General features: G+C 73.9%; 9 protein-coding genes. 5 read left to right on the top strand and 4 right to left on the bottom strand.

Annotated features, from left to right (window positions below):
- Positions 1 to 74: 74 nt before the first annotated feature.
- A complete protein-coding gene (locus NOD94_RS10180; RefSeq protein WP_281205479.1) occupies positions 75 to 1,913 on the bottom strand; it encodes a VanW family protein in 1,839 nt (612 codons plus the stop codon).
- 252 nt (positions 1,914 to 2,165) lie between these two features.
- On the opposite strand from NOD94_RS10180, the gene NOD94_RS10175 reads away from it, so the two are divergent.
- Positions 2,166 to 3,032, top strand: coding sequence for a hypothetical protein (locus NOD94_RS10175; RefSeq protein WP_281205478.1), 867 nt, complete (start codon positions 2,166 to 2,168; stop codon positions 3,030 to 3,032).
- A gap of 59 nt (positions 3,033 to 3,091) precedes the next feature.
- Here NOD94_RS10175 and NOD94_RS10170 read toward each other — a convergent pair whose 3' ends face one another.
- Both NOD94_RS10170 and NOD94_RS10165 read right to left on the bottom strand, forming a co-directional pair.
- The gene (locus NOD94_RS10170) at positions 3,092 to 3,856 is read right to left on the bottom strand and encodes a tyrosine-protein phosphatase (protein ID WP_281205477.1); all 765 of its coding nucleotides are present in this window, start codon (positions 3,854 to 3,856) and stop codon (positions 3,092 to 3,094) included.
- A gap of 123 nt (positions 3,857 to 3,979) precedes the next feature.
- Positions 3,980 to 4,300 (bottom strand): hypothetical protein, encoded by a 321-nt coding sequence (locus tag NOD94_RS10165; RefSeq protein ID WP_281205476.1) that lies wholly within the window; start codon positions 4,298 to 4,300, stop codon positions 3,980 to 3,982.
- Positions 4,301 to 4,499: 199 nt separating this feature from the next.
- Between NOD94_RS10165 and NOD94_RS10160 the strand changes: the two genes are divergently transcribed.
- Positions 4,500 to 8,390 carry a BTAD domain-containing putative transcriptional regulator gene (locus tag NOD94_RS10160; protein WP_281205475.1) on the top strand — a complete coding sequence of 1,297 codons (3,891 nt, stop codon included), beginning with the start codon at positions 4,500 to 4,502 and terminating at the stop codon, positions 8,388 to 8,390.
- Between the two features lie 75 nt (positions 8,391 to 8,465).
- Here the strand turns inward: NOD94_RS10160 and NOD94_RS10155 are convergent, their stop codons facing one another.
- Complete coding sequence (locus tag NOD94_RS10155; protein WP_281205474.1) at positions 8,466 to 8,642, bottom strand: hypothetical protein; 177 nt, start codon at positions 8,640 to 8,642, stop codon at positions 8,466 to 8,468.
- Between the two features lie 278 nt (positions 8,643 to 8,920).
- Here NOD94_RS10155 and NOD94_RS10150 point away from each other — a divergent pair, with 278 nt between their 5' ends.
- From NOD94_RS10150 to NOD94_RS10140, 3 genes are all read left to right on the top strand, one after another.
- Positions 8,921 to 10,366 (top strand): helix-turn-helix domain-containing protein, encoded by a 1,446-nt coding sequence (locus NOD94_RS10150; protein WP_281205473.1) that lies wholly within the window; start codon positions 8,921 to 8,923, stop codon positions 10,364 to 10,366.
- A 312-nt stretch (positions 10,367 to 10,678) separates the two neighbouring features.
- Positions 10,679 to 17,116: a non-ribosomal peptide synthetase gene (locus tag NOD94_RS10145; RefSeq protein WP_281205472.1), complete on the top strand. Its 6,438-nt coding sequence runs from the start codon at positions 10,679 to 10,681 to the stop codon at positions 17,114 to 17,116.
- Positions 17,113 to 17,904 (top strand): alpha/beta fold hydrolase, encoded by a 792-nt coding sequence (locus tag NOD94_RS10140; protein WP_281205471.1) that lies wholly within the window; start codon positions 17,113 to 17,115, stop codon positions 17,902 to 17,904. Before NOD94_RS10145 ends, NOD94_RS10140 begins: the two co-directional genes overlap by 4 nt.
- Positions 17,905 to 17,971: the final 67 nt, after the last annotated feature.

The following is a 17,971-nucleotide window of genomic DNA, read 5'->3' as shown; positions in this document are numbered from 1 at the left end:
CACTTCCGGCCGCCCGGGGCGCCCGAACGGCGCGTTCCGCGCCGGACCGGTCACCCCGCGGAGCACCCCGCGGGTCACCGTGCGGTCGGTCCCGCGGCGGCCGTCGTCGTCAGCGCGGCGCCCGCCGGGGTCGTCGTCGGCGGCACCGGGTCGGGCGATACCGGGGCGGCCGGCGCCTGCGGGTCCTGTGCCGCGGGCGGGGTGCAGGTGACCTCGTCGCGCGGGGTGTAGTGGGTCTTGGTCTCCTCGCGCTTGACCTCGCGCCCGCCCTGTACGAACACGCGGCCGACGGAGACGTCGAAGCCTTCGAGGGGGGTCTGCACCTCGCAGGTGGGGCCGCCGCCCTCGATCTTCGCCGGCGGGGTGACCTGGGTGCGGGGCCCCTTGGTGGCGCGGATCTCGTCGTACTTCTTCGTACCGAGGAGGCTGATGGTCAGCGAGGTGTCGGTGGACCGCGCCTGCACGTAGAGGGCGTGCCCGGTGTCGTTGATCCAGCGCAGGTCCAGGGTGCCCCAGGCGACCGTGGCCTCGCGGCCCTCGGGGTAGCGCTCGATGTAGAAGGAATGGGCGCCGTGCTCGACGGTCTTGACCCCGGCGAAGAAGGCGGCGTTGTACATGGTGGTGGCCACGGCGGAGACGCCGCCGCCCGGGGACTTCACGTAGCGGCCGTCATTGATCATGATTCCGTCGACGAAGCCGTTCTCGGGGGTGCGCTCGCCGACCGTGCGGTTGAAGCTCCACTCCTCGCCCGGCAGGACGACGGAGCCGTTGATGAGTTCGACGGCGCGGCCGATGTTCGTGGTGCGGTACGGGGCGGCCGGGAACTCGACGGTGAAGGAGGAGAGCTTCTCCTTGATCCCGAGACGCTGCGCCTCGGCGCTCGTCAGGTCCGGCTGGACGGCCACGGTGTCGACCTCGGCGCTGCGGGCCGCGCCCGTCCGGGTCAGGAGCGGCAGCACGGCCTTGCCGAGCGCCGCGTCCGTGACCTTCTGTCCGGTGCGGCCCCGGTCGGCGACGACGACGCGGCCGTCGGCGCCGGTGGTGAGCGAGGCGTCGCGGGGGGCCCGGGTGGCCGCCCGGACGGGGCGGGCCACGGCGGGGTCTGCGAGCAGGCCCTTGGAATCGAGGGCCGGGACGAGGCGACCCCCGTCGTCGGGGTTCATCCTGAGGTGGGCGCCGAGGACGGCCGTGCTGATCGGTATGCGGGTACCGGCGACCTCGAGGGTGACGGGGCCCGACATCGCGGGCTGCGCGAACTCGCGCAGGGCCCGTCCGGTCTCCTCGTCCCCGACCTTCGGGTGGGTGCGCTCGACCGGCATGACGACGGGACCGGGCGCGGGCCGCAGGTAGGCGTCGCGGAGGGTGTCGAGGGCCCGGTCCTCGACGAGGTCGACGCCCTGGAGCGGGGCGACGGACTTGACCTCGCCCTTCTCGAAGGCGATCACCCCGTCGCGGACCTGCTGCCGGGTCTTCTCGTCCATGCGTTCGAGGGCTGCCCGGGCGGTGCTCTCGTTCATCCGGGTCACGGGTTCCAGGTCCCGGCGCTCCTCGGAGTCGAAGAGCCGGCCGATGACGGCGGTGGGGGCGTAGCCGGTGCGGACGGCGGCGTCGACGGTGGCCCGGGTGTCCAGGGACAGCCCGAGGTCGGCGGGAGGGGCCTCCTCGGCACGGTCGCCGATCGTCATCGCGACGGGGGCGGCGGCGAGGGGGCCGAGCTCCCGGTCCAGGGTCCGCTGCGCCTGCTCACGACTCATGCCGCCGATGTCCACGCCGCGGACGAAGGTGCCCCGGTCGACGTCCGTACCGGTCACGAGTCCGGTGACGTAGAGGCCGCCGAGCCCGAGCACGGCCGCGCCGCCCGCCACCGACAGGGCGATCCGCCAGTTGACCGTCCTGTTGCCCGCGCGTCCCATGTGTCTCCCTGTTGCACCGCCGGTCGAAGGGCGGGCGCGGGCCGCGACAGCGGCCCATAGATGACGATTCCGGACATCCAGGATCACCCGAAAGGGTCACTAATGGGGCGAATGTAATTGTTGTCACGTCATCCCGGACCGCCCCCGCGACCCCGGCCGGGGGCATCGACCCGATCTCGGGGGCGTCCACCCGAAAGCCTCCGCCCCGGGGATCGACCTCCCTATAATTCCGGGGCATCGAGGGGGGTGCGCATGTCCCGAGTCGTGATGTGCCATGGCATCGGATACCAGTACAAACACCGCGAGACCGAGCTCACCGCGTGGTACGAGGCCCTTCGCCTGGGGATGACCGACACCGCGGTGGCGGTCCCGCCCGCGGACCAGGTGTCGGCGGTGTACTACGGGAACTGCTACCGCAGCCTGGGCACCAAGGGCGCCGACACCGACGAGGACGAGTTCGCCCTGGTGCCGCCGCTGCGGGAGGGCGACGTACGGGACCCGCTGGAACACGTCCTGCTGGAGGCGATCGCAGCCGGGCTCGACGCGCCCGCCGTGACCGGCAGGGGCATGGCGCAGGCCGCGCTGCGCCGGCTGGAGTCCTCCCCCGTGCTGGGACTGCCGCCGGCCCGGGTGGTGATCTGGCTCGTCCGGCAGGTGCGGCGCTACCTCGACGAGCAGGACACGGTCCGCGGCTGCGCGCAGGAGCGCTTCGCCCGGGTGGTCACCCCCGAGACCCGGGTCGTCGTCGCGCACTCCCTCGGTTCGGTCGTCGCGTACGAGGCGCTCTGCGCCGCCCGCCCGGGGTGGAACGTCGACACCTTGATCACCGTGGGCTCGCCGCTGGGCATCCGCGCGGTCCGGGAGCGGCTCGCGCCCGCACCGGGGCCCGACGGCGGCCCGCCGTGGCCGAACGTGGCCCGCTGGATCAACGTGGCGGCCGACGAGGACCCCGTCGCGCTCGTGAAGGGGCTGGGCCCGGTCTTCGGGGACCGCGTCGAGGACCGGCTCGTGGTGAACGCGGGCCCGAGCCGTTTCGTGCTCGGCGGCCACTCCCTGCTGCGCTACCTCACCACGGGGGAGGTGGCCGAGGGGGTCGCCGAAGCGCTGCGGCGCGACTGACCGCGGCGGCGGACGGTGCCCGGCCGGCCGGTGCCCGACCTTCGGGCCGGTCGGCGTCCTCAGTTCTGCGGGAGGGGAGTCAGCAGGCGCTCGCGCAGGCGGGCGACGGTGGCCGGGGTGATGCCGACGGGGCCGGTGAGGTACGCGGAGGGGGATCCGTGGCGGGCCGTCAGGTCGGCGAGGACGAGGGCCATGACGGTCGCCGGGGCGCGTCCGTAGGAGGGCCAGCGCAGGGTGCGGCCGGGATGGGCCGCCCGCCAGTCGGCGACGAGGCGCTCGGTGGCCAGCTCGGTGAGCGCGAAGTCGGCGAGGATCTCCTCCTCCGGGACGTCCAGGAGGGTCAGCACCAGAGCGGCGATGAGCCCGGTGCGGTCCTTGCCCGAGGCGCAGTGGAACACGGTGGGGCCGGGGGCGTCGGCGATGAGCTCGATGGCCTCCCGGATCTCCACGACCCCGTCCTCGGCCACCTCGGCGAACCGGTCGGCGAGGTAGCGCCAGGGGTCCGTGTCCGGGTCGATCTCGGCCTGGTCGTAGGGCCGGTGCTCGATGCTGTGGTTGGCGTACGTGAACAGGTGTGCCTGCGGCACCCGGCCGCGCCGTTCGATCTCCCAGGGGTAGCGCAGGTCGATGACGGTCCGCACGCCCAGCCCGAGGAACCGCTCCCAGTCGTCGCCCGCGAGTTTGGCGAGGTTGTCGGAGCGGTAGAGCGCGCCCCGGACGACGGTGCGGCCGTCGGCCGAGCGGTAGCCGCCCAGGTCACGGAAGTTGTGCAGGCGGTCGAACGCGACGTGGCGGGACGGCGGGGTGTCGTGCGGACGGGACAACCGGGACTCCTGGGTGTGGTGCGGTGCGCGCGCCGCGCCGGGCCTTCGGCGGTGGCCGTGGCGTTCGGTGGCGCTTCGTTGTCGCCCAGGATGCCGGCCCGTTTCGGCGGGCAGCCGGTCGGCTCAGCGGTAGTAGCGGCGGCAGGCCCGCAGCATGCCCTCGGCCGACAGGGTGAACACGTCGACGAACTCGCTCTGTTGGGGGGAGAGACAGCCCATCACGACGACGCAGTCCCCGTCGGCGACGATCCGGTCGATGTGGTGGCGGACCCCGTCCGGCCGGGGACACTCCAGGTCGGCGCCGAGGGTGCCCGCGTGCAGGAGCGAGCCGTAGCCGTCGAGGTCTCCCGCGTCCAAGTAGTCGTAGGCGAGCCGCACGTGGTCGACCCCGGAGTCGGTGATGACGCGGCTGGGTGGCACCCGCCCGGCGTGCCGACTGGTCATGGGCAGTCCTTTCGTACGTCCGCACCCCCTCCGGGTGCCGACGGATCCACGTTCCTCCAGGTCCGCAACTCGGGGCTATCCCTTGCCTATCACGCTTCATCACCACGCAATCTCCACACCATGGACAACCGGAGAGGTGTTCGGAGAGACTGACCCCGCGCTCCACCCGTTCACTGGCGTGCCTCCAGCTGGGAGTCTCATGACCGTTTCGCCCGGCGGGGTTCCGCACACCCCGGACACGGTGGTGTTCCGCATCCTCGGACCGTTACAGGTGACCGGCCTCGGCGGGCCGGTCAGGATTCCACCGGGGCGGCAGGAGGTCATTCTGGCCGCCCTGCTGCTTGAGGCGAACCGGGTCGTCAGCACCGACTACCTGGTCGATCTGATCTGGGACGACGAGCCGCCGGACACGGCGCGCACGCAGGTGCAGATCTGCGTGTCGCGGCTGCGCAAGCTGTTCTCGGCGGCGCGGATCGCCGCCGCCATCACCACCCGGCCGCCGGGCTACGCACTCAAGACGGAGGGCGAGCTCGTCGACGCGGCGATCTTCGCCCGCCGGGTCGCGGAAGCGCGGGCCCTCGGCAAGCGCGGGGAGCCCGCCGGAGCGGTGGAACTCCTGCTCGCGGCGGCCGAGTTGTGGCAGGGCGACTGCCTGAGCGGGGTGTCGAGCGAGACGCTGCGCAGCAAGGCCCTCCAGTTGGACGAGGAGCGGCTGACGGCCGCCGAGACCCGGATCGACCTCGAACTCGACCTGGGCCGCCATCACCAACTCGTGGGCGAGATCCAACTGTTGGTACGGGTCCACCCGCTGCGGGAGCGGCTGCGCGGGCAGCTGATGCTGGCCCTGTACCGCTCCGGCCGGCAGGCCGAGGCGCTGGAGAGCTACCGCGTCGGGCGGGAACTCCTCGTGGAGGAACTCGGGCTGGAGCCCGGAGGCGAACTGCGGCAACTGGAGCGGGCCATCCTCTCGGGCTCCGTCCCGTCCGCCGCCTTCCCGGCGACGACCCCGGGGAAGGGGCCGGGTCCGGACGGCCCCGACGAGGCGGAGGGCGCCCGGGACGCCCGTGGGGCGTCGGGTGGGCCGGGGGGCGCGGGGGCGTGGGGCAGGGCGGGGATCCATGGCGGGGCGGACGCCTCTGCGGCATCGGGCGTCCCGGACCGCTCGGCGGCTTCGGGTCCGGGGGGCATCGACGTGTGGGGGCCCGGCAGTGGCGCCCCGGCGGGTGTACGGCTCGGCTCCGGCCCGCCCGGCGGCGTGGCCTCGCGGCTGCCGGCCCTGCCGGGTCGGGCCGGTGCGGCTGACGCCCTCGGCGGCGCGCTGGTCGGTGCGCTCCTCGCCGGCCCGGCGGACGCCGGTGACGGCGGCCCGACCCGGGAGGGCGGTACGCAGGGGGCGGCCCCGTCGGGAGGCCTGCCCGGAACCGGCCGCGACGGCCACCGCGAGGGCGGCGCCCTGGGCGTGGGCGGTGCGGCGGCGGGGACGCTCACCGATCGCCGGGGCGTTCCCGCCGGTCAGGGGGAACCGGGCGCGGGCGGAGCGGGAGTCGGGACCCCCGGGCCGTTCCGGGACGCCGGTGCGGGCCCGGGCGGAACGGGCGGGGAGCCCGGCGACGGTCGGTCGGGGGTCGGGGTCGGTCCGGGCGGGGAGACGGGCCCGGTCCGGGCGACGGCCGGCGCCCCGGCCGGCCCCTGGGGGGTCGACCCCGGGCCGGGCAGAGCTGCCGAAGGCGGGGCGGAGAGACCCGGCGGGGCCTACGGGGGCCCCGCGCAGGCAGGTCCGTACCGTGAGGAGACGCCCCGCCAACTCCCGGCGGACACTTCCGACTTCGTCGGCGACGAGGAACAGATCCTGCACATCGAGCGGGCGCTGCTCGGGGACGGCACCCGGCGGGCCGTCGGACTGGCCGTGATCGTCGGCAAGCCGGGCACCGGCAAGTCCACCCTGGCCACCCACATCGCGCACCGGCTCGGCGATGCCGCCTTCCCCGGCGGCCAGCTGTACTGCGACCTGCGCGGCACCGGTACCCCGGCGACCTCCGGCGAGGTGCTGGGCCGGTTCCTGCGCGCGCTCGGGATACCGGGGCCGGTGATCCCCGAATCGCAGGACGAGCGCGCCGAGATGTACCGGACGCTGCTCGCCTCCCGGCGGGTCCTGGTGGTGCTCGACGACGCCGGGTCGGAGAGTCAGATCCGACCGTTGCTGCCGGGGAGCGGCGGCTGCGCCGTACTGGTGACCAGCCGGGTCCGGCTCACGGGGCTGCCCGGGGCGCACCGCGTGGAGCTCGACGTGATGGACACCGCGCGCGCCGTGGAGCTGCTGGTCCGGGTGATCGGGGCGGAGCGGGTCGCCCGCGAGGGCGTCGCCGTCGAGGCGTTGATCCGCACGGTGGGCGGGCTGCCGCTCGCGCTGCGGATCGTCGCGGCCCGGCTGGCGGCGCGCCCGCACTGGACGATCGCGTCGATGGTGCACCGCCTCGCGAACGAACGGCACCGTCTGGACGAGCTGACCCACGGCGAGATGACGATGCGGGCCAGCCTTTCGCTCACCCACGACGGGCTCGCCTCCGAGGACCGTCGGCTGTTGCGGCTGCTGAGCCTCGCGAAGGGCCCGACGCTGCCTGGCTGGCTGGCCGGGCCGCTGCTGGACGATCCGCGGCCCTTCGCCTCCGATCTGCTGGAGCCGCTGGTCGACGTACAGATGCTGGACGTCGTCGGCATGGAGTCCACGGGAGGGTTCCGCTACCGGTTCCACGAGATCATCCGGGTCTTCGCCCGGGAGCAGCTGGCCGCGCACCACGAGCCGGCCGACCAGCGGGCGGCGACGGGCCGGATGCTCGGCGGCTGGATGTCCCTGGCGGAACAGGCCCACCGGCGCATCTACGGCGGGGACTTCACCGTCCTGCACGGCGGCGCGCCGCGCTGGGAGCCGCCGCGGGGTTGCGTGGAGGAGCTGCTCGTGGATCCGTTGGAGTGGCTCGACAGTGAGCACGCCAACCTGGTGCAGGCGGTGGAGCACGCCGCCGCGGAGGGGATGGACGAGCTGTGCTGGGACCTGGCGACGACGCTGGCCACCCTGTTCGAGGGGCGCGGCTACTTCGACGACTGGGAGCGTACGCACCAACTCGCCCTGGAATGCGTACGGTCGAGCGGTAACACCCGGGGCGCGGCGGCCCTCCTCAGCTCGCTCGGCGTGCTCCACCTCGGGCGCAGCCAGGCAGGTGAGTCGCGGGCCGCGCTGACGGAAGCGCTCGGCCTGTTCGAGGAGTTGGGCGACCGGCAGGGGCTGGCGCTGTGCCATCGCGACCTGGCGCTGCTGGAGCGCATGCGGGGGAACGAGGACCACGCGCTGACCCTGTACGACCGGGCGTTGCGGGATTTCGACCGGGCCGGTGACGTGGTGGGCCGGGCCATCGTCCTCACGCAGAGCGCGCACATCTGGATGCGGCGCGGGCAGACCTCGGCCGCGCAGAGCCGCCTGGACGAGGCGCTCGGCATCTACCGCTCGGTGGGCTACACGGGTGGTCAGGCGCGGACCCTGCGGCGGGCGGGGCAGCTGCTCCAGGGGCAGGGCGAGCACGAGCGGGCGGTGACGACCTTCACCGAGGTGCTGGAACTGTGCCGGGACAGCGGGGACGTCATCGGCGAGGGGCACCTGCTGCGGGACCTGGGGCACGCGCACGCAGAGATGGGCCGGTGCGAGGCGGCTCGCGGGTTCTACGCGCAGGCGCTGTCGGTACGGGAGCAGATCATGGACCAGGGCGGGGCGGCGCTGGTGCGCCTGGACCTGGCCCGACTGCTCGCGGCGAGCGGGGGTGCCGGGGAGCGGTCGCGGTCCCGGGAGCTGCTGGAGAGTGCGGTACGGGCGTTCCGCGACCGGCGGATGGAGCCCGAGCTGGCCGAGGCCGAGCGGATGCTGGGCGTGACGACGGGGTCGGGCGGGGCGCCGGCGGTGGGCGGAGCCGTGAGGGGGGTCGCTCCCGGATCGGTGGGTGCCGCTCCCGGGGTCCTGTCCGGAGCGCTCCCCGCGGTGCCGGGGCAGGCGGTGGCCGTGGTGCGCGCGCCGGCGGCGGGTTCCGCGGCCGGGGTCTGACCGTACGCCGGGTGCCGCGGCGTACGGGGCCCGCTCGCCCCGAGGTCCCGAGCGGGGCGCCGGGCGGGTTCGGGGTCAGTCCCACGGGTTGGTGTTGGTGGAGGAGCCGGCCGCCGGGGTGGCCTGCGGGCCGGCGCCGAGGGTGGTGGCGGAGGCAGCGCCGTCGGCGTGGGCGGCCTGGGTGCCGAGGACGGCCGCCCCGGCGAGGGCGACGGTGACGAAAGCGGTGCGGAGGGTGCGGGAGACGGTCATGTCGGGTCCTTTCGTCGGTGCGCTCCGGGGGCTTCCGGGGCGCTTCCTTCTTTCTGGACACCAACGTAGGAAGGGCCGGAATCCCCGGACCGGCCGTGCTCCTATCCCCGCGCTATCACGGACCGGTCGAGATTGCCCGGACTGCCGATAGGGCCGGCGGGGCGGGCGCTGTTCGTCGGGTGATGCCGACGCGATAGCGGCCTGCTGAGGATGGGGAACAGGAACCGGGCCGTCACCCCTGGCCCCGCCGTTCTCCCTCACCGTCCCCGGGAGCGCCCATGCATACGGATACGAACAAGGACACGAGCACGGACCGGCACCACGGCGCCCCCACGGGGCCCGCGCAGGAAACCTCCCGGGTGGGAGCCTTGATACGGGCCCACAGGCTGCGGATAGGGCTCACCCAGCGGGAGTTGGCCGACCTGTCGACGATCAGCGTGCGGGCCATCCGCGACCTGGAGCAGGGCAAGGCCAGACGGCCCCGCCCCGACACCGTGCGGCTGATGGCCGACGCCTTACGGCTCGGGCAGCGGGCGCGGGCCGCGTTGGAGGCCGCCGCCCAGCAGGGTCGTGGCGGCGGGGTGGGCTGGGCGCATCCCCCGGCGCCGCCGACGGCGCTGCACGCGATGCCGGGGCGGGACGCCGAAACAGCCTTGTTGGTAAGGGAGTTGTCCTCGGGTGCCGAGCGGCTGGTGCATCTGGTGGGGCTCGGCGGGGTGGGCAAGACGCGGGTGGCGCTGGAGGTCGCCGAGCGGGTGCACGGCGCCGGGATGCCGGTGCTCTGGTACGGGTTCCCGGGCGCGTCGGCCGACTATCTGGCCTATGGCGAAGGCGAGTTGTCGGACCGGGTGGCGGGGGCCGTGGCGGAGCTGTTCGCCACGCCGGCGGCGGCCGGCGCGCTCTCCGACGGGCCGGACGGACCGGTACTCCCGGGGGTCGGCGCGGCCGGGTTCGGAGTGGCGGCCATCGCCGAACTGGTGGGCGAACAAAGGCTGTTGCTCGTACTGGACGGGGCGCCGGCGGCGGGACCGCGCTGCGAGAGGCTGACCGGACTGCTGCGGGCCTGCCCGGGGTTGCGGCTGTTGGTCACCTCGGAGCAGCCGTGGGAGGTGCCGGGTGAGCGGATCTTCCTACTGGCCCCACTGGAGGTGCCGGCGGAGGGCGCGGTGGATGCCGGGTCGCCGGCGGTACGGGTGTTCCTGGACCACGTACGGCGGGTACGGCCGGAGTTCGTTCCCGGGCCCGTCGACATGGAGCAGGTGGCCCGGTTGTGCCGGCGCCTCGACGGGCACCCGGGGGCACTCGCCTCGGCGGCGTCCTGGCTGGTGGTGTGCGATCTGACGACCCTGTGCCACGGCCTGGACTCCGATCCGGTGGCGCTCCTCGACCACCTCGGCGGCGGCGCGGGCGCGGACCGCTTCCGGGTGGCCCTGCGGCGCCGGTTGGACCGGCTGTCGGTCGGGGCCAGGGAGCTGCTGGACTCCCTCTGCGCGCGGGCCCCGGACGTCGGGCCGGACCGTGACGGAGCCGAGTTCGACCTGACCGGCATCACCGCGCTGACCGGCCTCGGCCTGCCCGAGTCGGGCCGGATGCTGCGGGAACTGCTGATCGCGGGCGCCGTACGGGCCGCGCACGAGAGCGGCGGCTCCCGGTTCAGGGTGCTGGGCCTGGTCCGGGCCGCGGTGCGCGGCGGCTCCCGGGTGGCGGCCGCGGTCGCGCCCTGATCCCGTACGACCACCCACCCCCCGGGCCCCGCGCCGCCGGTCGCCCGCCGCGAGCGCCGGCAGCGCGGTGACCACCGGTGCGGGGGGGCCGCGCACCACGCCCCGCCTGCCGGCGGATCGACCGTGCCACCGTCCGGGGCGACCCGTCCCGGTGGCCGGCGCCGGACCGTCCTGCCGCTCAACTGCTGCCGGAGTGCCGGAGCAACTGCCGCCCCCGGGGCGGACCGCCGGTTGGATGAAGTACGGCCGGACCACCGCCACCGGGCGACCGGCACCCACCCCACCCACCATCCCCTCGCGAGGAGCATCCGCATGTCCCCCACCGCGTCCGAACGCAGCAGCGCGCACGGGCCGGCCGCTGTGCGGCTGCCCCTGTCGGCGGCGCAGCGCGACATCTGGATGGCCCACGGACTCGACGCCTCGGGCTGCCGCTACAACATCGGGGAGTACCGGGAGCTCGTCGGGCCGCTGGACACGGAGCTACTGGCCCGCGCCTGGCGGCAACTGGCCCGGGAGGCGGACGTCCTGCGCGTCAGGGGTACCGGTTCGGACGAGGACGGCGGGCTGTGGCAACTGCTGCACCCCGAACCGCATGATCGTCGACTGGAGTTCCTCGACTTCGGCGGCGCCGCGGATCCCGTGGGGGCGGCCGGAGCCTGGATGACCGAGGAGCTGGCCCGCCCCTTCGACCTGGCCGGTGACTGGCTGACCCGGCACGCCCTGCTCAAGGCGGGTACGACCGGGGGCGGTGAGGACCGGTGGTTCTACTTCCACGCCTTCCACCACCTGGTGGTCGACGGGATGGGTGTGGCACTGCTGGACCGGCGGCTGGTCGAGCTGTACGAGCGGGGGGCCGCGGGCGAGCCCTGGGGGCCGAGCCCGTTCGGGTCGCTGGCCGACGTGCTGGAGGAGGACGCCGCCCACCGGGCGTCGCCGGAGGCGGCCGCGGACCGCGCCCACTGGGCGGGGCACCTCACGGAGCTGCCGCAGACCCCGCGCCTCGGGGAGGGCCGCTCCGGCCGTACGGCGCCGGGCGCGCTGCCCTTCGTACGGCGGACCGTGCTGCTGTCGCCGGACCGGGCGGAGCGGCTGCGGCAGGTGGCCCGGACGCACCGGGCACCTTGGACGATGCTGGTGATCGCGCTGGTCGGGGCGTACGTGCACCGGGTCTCCGGGAGCCCGGAGCCCGTGTTGGGGCTTCCGGTGACCGGCCGGCGCACCGATCTGGCGCGCCGCACCCCGGCCATGCTGTCGAACGTCATCCCGTTGCGGGTGCCCGTGCGGGCGGACGGGACACCGGGCGAGCTGCTGGCGACGGTGGTCGCCGAGGCGCGGCAGGGGCTGGCGCGTCAACGCACCCGGTACGAGGACATGTGCCGCGACCTGGGGCTGGGCGAGACGGACCGGCGGATCACGGCGCCCCTGGTGAACATCATGGCGTTCACCCCGGGGATGCGCTTCTGCGGTCTGCCGACGACGCAGCACAACCTGAGCAACGGCCCCGTCGAGGACCTGGCGGTGGGGGTGTACGACCTCGGGCCGGAGGGCGGGCTGCGGATCGACTTCGACGCGGCGCCCGAGGTGTGCGACCTAGAGGCGGTGGCGGGGCACCAGGACCGCTTCCTGCGGTTCGTGGAGTCGGTGCTCGCCGAGCCGGAACGCCCCCTTTCCGAGGTCGAGTTGTTGGGTGCGGTCGAGCGGCGGCGGGTGCTGGAGGAGTGGACCGGGATCCGGGTGGAAACCGGCGAGGCCACTCTCACGGACCGTTTCGAGGAGCAGGCCCGGCTGCGGCCCGCCGCCCGCGCGGTCGTCTTCGGCGGACAGGAACTCACCTACGCCGAACTCAACACCCGAGCCAACCGCCTCGCACACCACCTCATCGCCCAAGGCCTCGGCCGCGGCGACCTCGCCGGCATCCTCCTCGACCGCTCCACCGACCTCGCCGTCGCCCTCCTCGCCGTCACCAAGACCGGAGCCGGCTACGCCCTCCTCGACCCCGAGTTCCCCGACGAACGCCTCACCCGCACCGCCCAAGACGCCCACCTGCGCCTCCTCGTCACCCACACCGACCACCAACACCGACTCACCGGCCCCCGGCAGGTCGTACGGGTGGACGCGGACGGGGCGGTGATCTCGGCGGCCGGGGGCGGGAATCCCGGGGTTGGGTTGTCGTGGGAGGACGTGGCGTGCGTGATGTTCACGTCCGGGTCGACTGGCCGGCCGAAGGGCATCCTGTCCTCGCACCGCAACCTGGTCTCCACCCTCACCGCACAGACCTACGCGAGCTTCGGCCCCGACGAGACCTTCCTCCAGTGCTCCCCCGTCTCCTGGGACGCCTTCAGCCTCGAATTCTGGGGAGCACTGCTCCACGGCGGAAGCACCGTCCTCCAACCCGGGCAACGCCCCGAGCCTGCGGTGCTCTCGAAGTTGGCGCAGAAGTACGGGGTGACGATGCTCCAGTTGTCATCGAGTCTCTTCAACTACCTCACCGACGAACACCCCGAGACGTTCACCACCACCCGGATCGTCTACACCGGCGGCGAACCCGCCTCCCCCGCCCACGTCCACCGCCTCCAACAGCTCCACCCCCACCTCACCATCACCAACGGCTACGGCCCCGCCGAATCCATGGGCTTCACCACCACCCACACCATCGAACCCACCCCCGACGTCCAAGGCCCCCTGCCCATCGGCCGACCCCTCACCAACAAGCACGCCTACGTACTCGACGCGAGGCTGCGGCCCTCCCCTCCCGGGACGACCGGCGAACTCCACCTCTCCGGCGACGGCATCGCCCACGGCTACCTCGCCCAACCCACCACCACAGCGACCCACTTCATCCCCAACCCCTACGGACCCCCCGGCACCCGCCTCTACCGCACCGGCGACCAGGCCCACTGGGACAGCCACGGCAACCTCCACTACACCGGCCGCACCGACACCCAGATCAAGATCCGCGGCTTCCGCATCGAACCCACCGAAATCGAAACCACCCTCACCACCCACCCCCACATCACCCAAGCCACCCTGGTCCACTCCGACGGGCAGCTGACCGCGTACCTGACGGCGCTCCCGGGGAGCACGGCGCCGGCGCCGGAGGGGTTGCGCGCCTGGCTGCGGGAGCGGCTCCCCGAGCACATGGTCCCCGCCCGGTTCGTCCTGCTGGACCGGCTGCCGCTGACCCGCAACGGGAAGATCGACAAGGCCGCGCTGCCGGATGTCGCGCCCGCCCCGACCGAAGGGGGTCGCGGGCCGAGGAACGGGACCGAGGAACTGGTACGGGCCCTCGTCGGTGAGGTCCTGGGCATCCGCGCTCCCCTGTCCATGGACGACGACTTCTTCGAGCTCGGCGGCCACTCGCTCCTCGCCGCCCGCCTCACCCACCGCCTCGGCACCACCCTCGGCGTCACCCTCACCCTCCGCGACGTCTTCCAGCACCCCACCCCCGCCACCCTGACCCGGCGCATCGAGGCCGTCTCGTCCCGGCCCGCCCTGCCCCCGCTCTCCGCCCACGGCCCGCGACCCGAGCGGCTCCCGCTGTCCTTCGCCCAGCAGCGACTGTGGCTTGTCGACGGAGCGGCCGGGAGCGAGGGGAGGAGCGCCGCCTACAACGTCCCGATGGCGGTCCGACTGGAGGGCGAGCCGGACGTCGCCGCGCTGCGGGCCGCCTTCGAGGACCTCGCCGCCCGGCACGAGCCGTTGCGCACCCGCTTCGCGACGCAGGACGGGGACCCGTACCAGGTCGTCGATCCGGTCCCCCGCCACTCCTTCGCGTCGCGCACCGTCCCCACCGACGGGCTCGATGCCGAGCTCCTGGCCGCCGCACGCCACTCCTTCGACCTGGCCACCGAACACCCCCTGCGCGTAAGCCTGTTGCGCAGCGGGCCGGGGCAGTACACGCTGCTGGTCCTGCTGCACCACATAGCCACCGACGGCCGGTCCCTGCTCCCCCTGTTCGAGGACCTGTCCCTGGCCTACGCCGCGCGCCTGGTCGGGCGCGCTCCCGACTGGGCGCCGCTGCCGGCCGGGTACGCCGACTTCGCGCTCTGGCAGCGCACGGCCCTGACGGGCCCGGCCGGCGGGGTGGCGTTGGACGCCCAGATCGCCCACTGGAGGACGGCGCTGGCGGGGCTCCCCGCGGAACTGGGGCTGCTCCACGACCGGCCGCGTCCGCCGGTGGCCGGGCAGCGCGGCGGGGTCGTGCGGGTGGACTTCGGCGCCGAGTCGTACCGGGGGGTCGTGGAGCTGGCACGGGCCGAGCGGTGCACGCCGTTCATGGTGGTGCAGGCGGCGCTGGCGGCGACGCTGACCCGGCTCGGGGCGGGTACGGACGTGCCGCTCGGGGCTCCGGTCGCGGGCCGGCCGTACGAGTCGCTGGACCCGCTGGTCGGGTTCTTCGTCAACACCTTGGTGCTACGGACCGACACCTCCGGGAACCCGGCCTTCCGTGAGCTGCTGGCCCGGGTCCGGGCCGCGGACCTGGACGCGTTCGCCCATCAGGAGGCCCCGTTCGACCTGGTCCTGGAGGCGGTGAACCCGGCGCGCTCGGCCGCCAGGCATCCACTGTTCCAGGTGTGCCTGGCCGTCGAGTCGGGTCCCCGGGTCGTGCCGGAGTTCCCCGGCCTGCGGGCCGGGGCGGCCGAGCCGCTGGCGACGGGGGCGGTCAAGTTCGACCTGGAGTTCCTGCTGCACGCCGAGGAGGAATCGGGGCTGACGGGCGCCGTGCTCTACAGCTCCGACCTGTACGAGCACGCCACGGTGGAGCGGATGGCGGACATGCTGCGGCGCACGCTGGAGCAGGTGGCACGGGAGCCGCGGGTGCGGCTGTCGGAGCTGGAGTTGCTGGGTGCGGCGGAGCGGCGGCGCCTGCTGGAGGAGTGGAGCGGGGTACGCGGGGGGACCGCAGACACCGGCGAAGCCCGGGAAGTGGCCACCCTCACGGACCGTTTCGAGGAGCAGGCCCGGCTGCGGCCCGCCGCCCGCGCGGTCGTCTTCGGCGGACAGGAACTCACCTACGCCGAACTCAACACCCGAGCCAACCGCCTCGCACACCACCTCATCGCCCAAGGCCTCGGCCGCGGCGACCTCGCCGGCATCCTCCTCGACCGCTCCACCGACCTCGCCGTCGCCCTCCTCGCCGTCACCAAGACCGGAGCCGGCTACGCCCTCCTCGACCCCGAGTTCCCCGACGAACGCCTCACCCGCACCGCCCAAGACGCCCACCTGCGCCTCCTCGTCACCCACACCGACCACCAACACCGACTCACCGGCCCCCGGCAGGTCGTACGGGTGGACGCGGACGGGGCGGTGATCTCGGCGGCCGGGGGCGGGAATCCCGGGGTTGGGTTGTCGTGGGAGGACGTGGCGTGCGTGATGTTCACGTCCGGGTCGACTGGCCGGCCGAAGGGCATCCTGTCCTCGCACCGCAACCTGGTCTCCACCCTCACCGCACAGACCTACGCGAGCTTCGGCCCCGACGAGACCTTCCTCCAGTGCTCCCCCGTCTCCTGGGACGCCTTCAGCCTCGAATTCTGGGGAGCACTGCTCCACGGCGGAAGCACCGTCCTCCAACCCGGGCAACGCCCCGAGCCTGCGGTGCTCTCGAAGTTGGCGCAGAAGTACGGGGTGACGATGCTCCAGTTGTCATCGAGTCTCTTCAACTACCTCACCGACGAACACCCCGAGACGTTCACCACCACCCGGATCGTCTACACCGGCGGCGAACCCGCCTCCCCCGCCCACGTCCACCGCCTCCAACAGCTCCACCCCCACCTCACCATCACCAACGGCTACGGCCCCGCCGAATCCATGGGCTTCACCACCACCCACACCATCGAACCCACCCCCGACGTCCAAGGCCCCCTGCCCATCGGCCGACCCCTCACCAACAAGCACGCCTACGTACTCGACGCGAGGCTGCGGCCCTCCCCTCCCGGGACGACCGGCGAACTCCACCTCTCCGGCGACGGCATCGCCCACGGCTACCTCGCCCAACCCACCACCACAGCGACCCACTTCATCCCCAACCCCTACGGACCCCCCGGCACCCGCCTCTACCGCACCGGCGACCAGGCCCACTGGGACAGCCACGGCAACCTCCACTACACCGGCCGCACCGACACCCAGATCAAGATCCGCGGCTTCCGCATCGAACCCACCGAAATCGAAACCACCCTCACCAGCCACCCCCACATCACCCAAGCCACCCTCGCCACACACCCGGACCACCACAACACCCCGCAGCTGACCGCCTACCTGGTCACCACCGAGCCCGCTCCGGCCCCGCAGGACGTGCGCCTCTGGTTGCGGACCCTGCTGCCCGACCACATGGTTCCGGCGTTCGTGGTCCTGCTGGACCGGCTGCCGCTGACGCCCAACGGCAAGATCGACCGGAGCGCCCTGCCGTCGCCCCGCGCGGAGACCACACCCGGCGGGCGGGAACCGCGCACGCCCCTGGAGGAGACCGTGCGCACCTCCTTCAGCGAGGCCCTGGGCACGCCCTCGCCGTTGTCGATCGACGACGACTTCTTCGACCACGGCGGCCACTCGCTCCTGGCCGCCCGCCTCACCCACCGTCTCGGCAGCGCGCTCGGCGTCACCCTCACCCTCCGCGACGTCTTCCAGCACCCCACCCCCGCCACGCTCGCCCAACACATCGGGACCCGGCTGCTGACCGCGCCTCCCGCACCCCGGCGCGCCAGGCCCGCCCTGCGCCGCCGCACCCCCGACCAGGAACGGAGTTCCTCATGAGCCACGACCAGCAGCCCGCCTTCCGACCGGCACCCGACGACGTCGTCTGGGACCTGCCGGGCGAAGGCCCGCAACGCACCTCACTCCTGGTGCTGCCGCACGCCGGCGGCAACGCCCACGCCTACGCGCAGTGGCGCGACCACCTCCCCCCGGACGTCCGGCTCCTGATCGGCCAGTACCCGGGCCGCGGGGCCCGGTTCGCCGAGGACCTGCCCCGGGACATCGGCGACCTGGCCGGCCCGGTGGTGGCGTCCCTGCCCGCCGGGGTCACCGACGACCTGGTGGTGCTGGGGCACAGCATGGGCTCGCTCGTCGCGTTCGAGGTCGTACGCAGCCTCCAGGCGGCGGGCCGTACGCCGCGGGCCCTGGTCGTATCGGCCTGCCGGGCGCCGTTCCTCGCCAACCCGTGCGCCGTCCACCCCGAGCTGCTGGACGACGACGCCCTGGTGGCGGCGATCAAGGAACGCGGCGGCACCGACGACGGCATCCTCGACGAGCCGGAGCTCCGCGAGATCATCCTGCCCTCGATCCGGGCCGACTTCGCCATCGACGACGTCTACCGGTGCGAGGAGTCCGCGGCGCGCGTCCAGTGCCCGGTGACGGTGATCGGCGGGGACGTCGACCCCGTCGCCCCCGCCGCCTCCCTGGACCGGTGGGCACGGATCACCGACCGGGGGTTCTCCTCCCACGTGCTGCCGGGCGGCCACTTCTACTTCCAGGAGCGGCTCCCCGAGTTCTTCGCGGTACTGGCCCCGGTGGTGGGCGGACACGCCCCGGCCACCGCCTGACCCTCCGCCCCGGCGCCAAGCACCTCACCGCACGGCACCGCGCGCTCATCCCTCGCTCCTCTCATCC

Origin of the sequence: Streptomyces sp. Isolate_45 (assembly GCF_024721315.2) — a bacterium.
Classification (GTDB): Bacteria; Actinomycetota; Actinomycetes; order Streptomycetales; family Streptomycetaceae; genus Streptomyces.
Note: the sequence above shows the minus strand (reverse complement) of the source record. Positions and strands in the feature narration are given on the sequence as shown.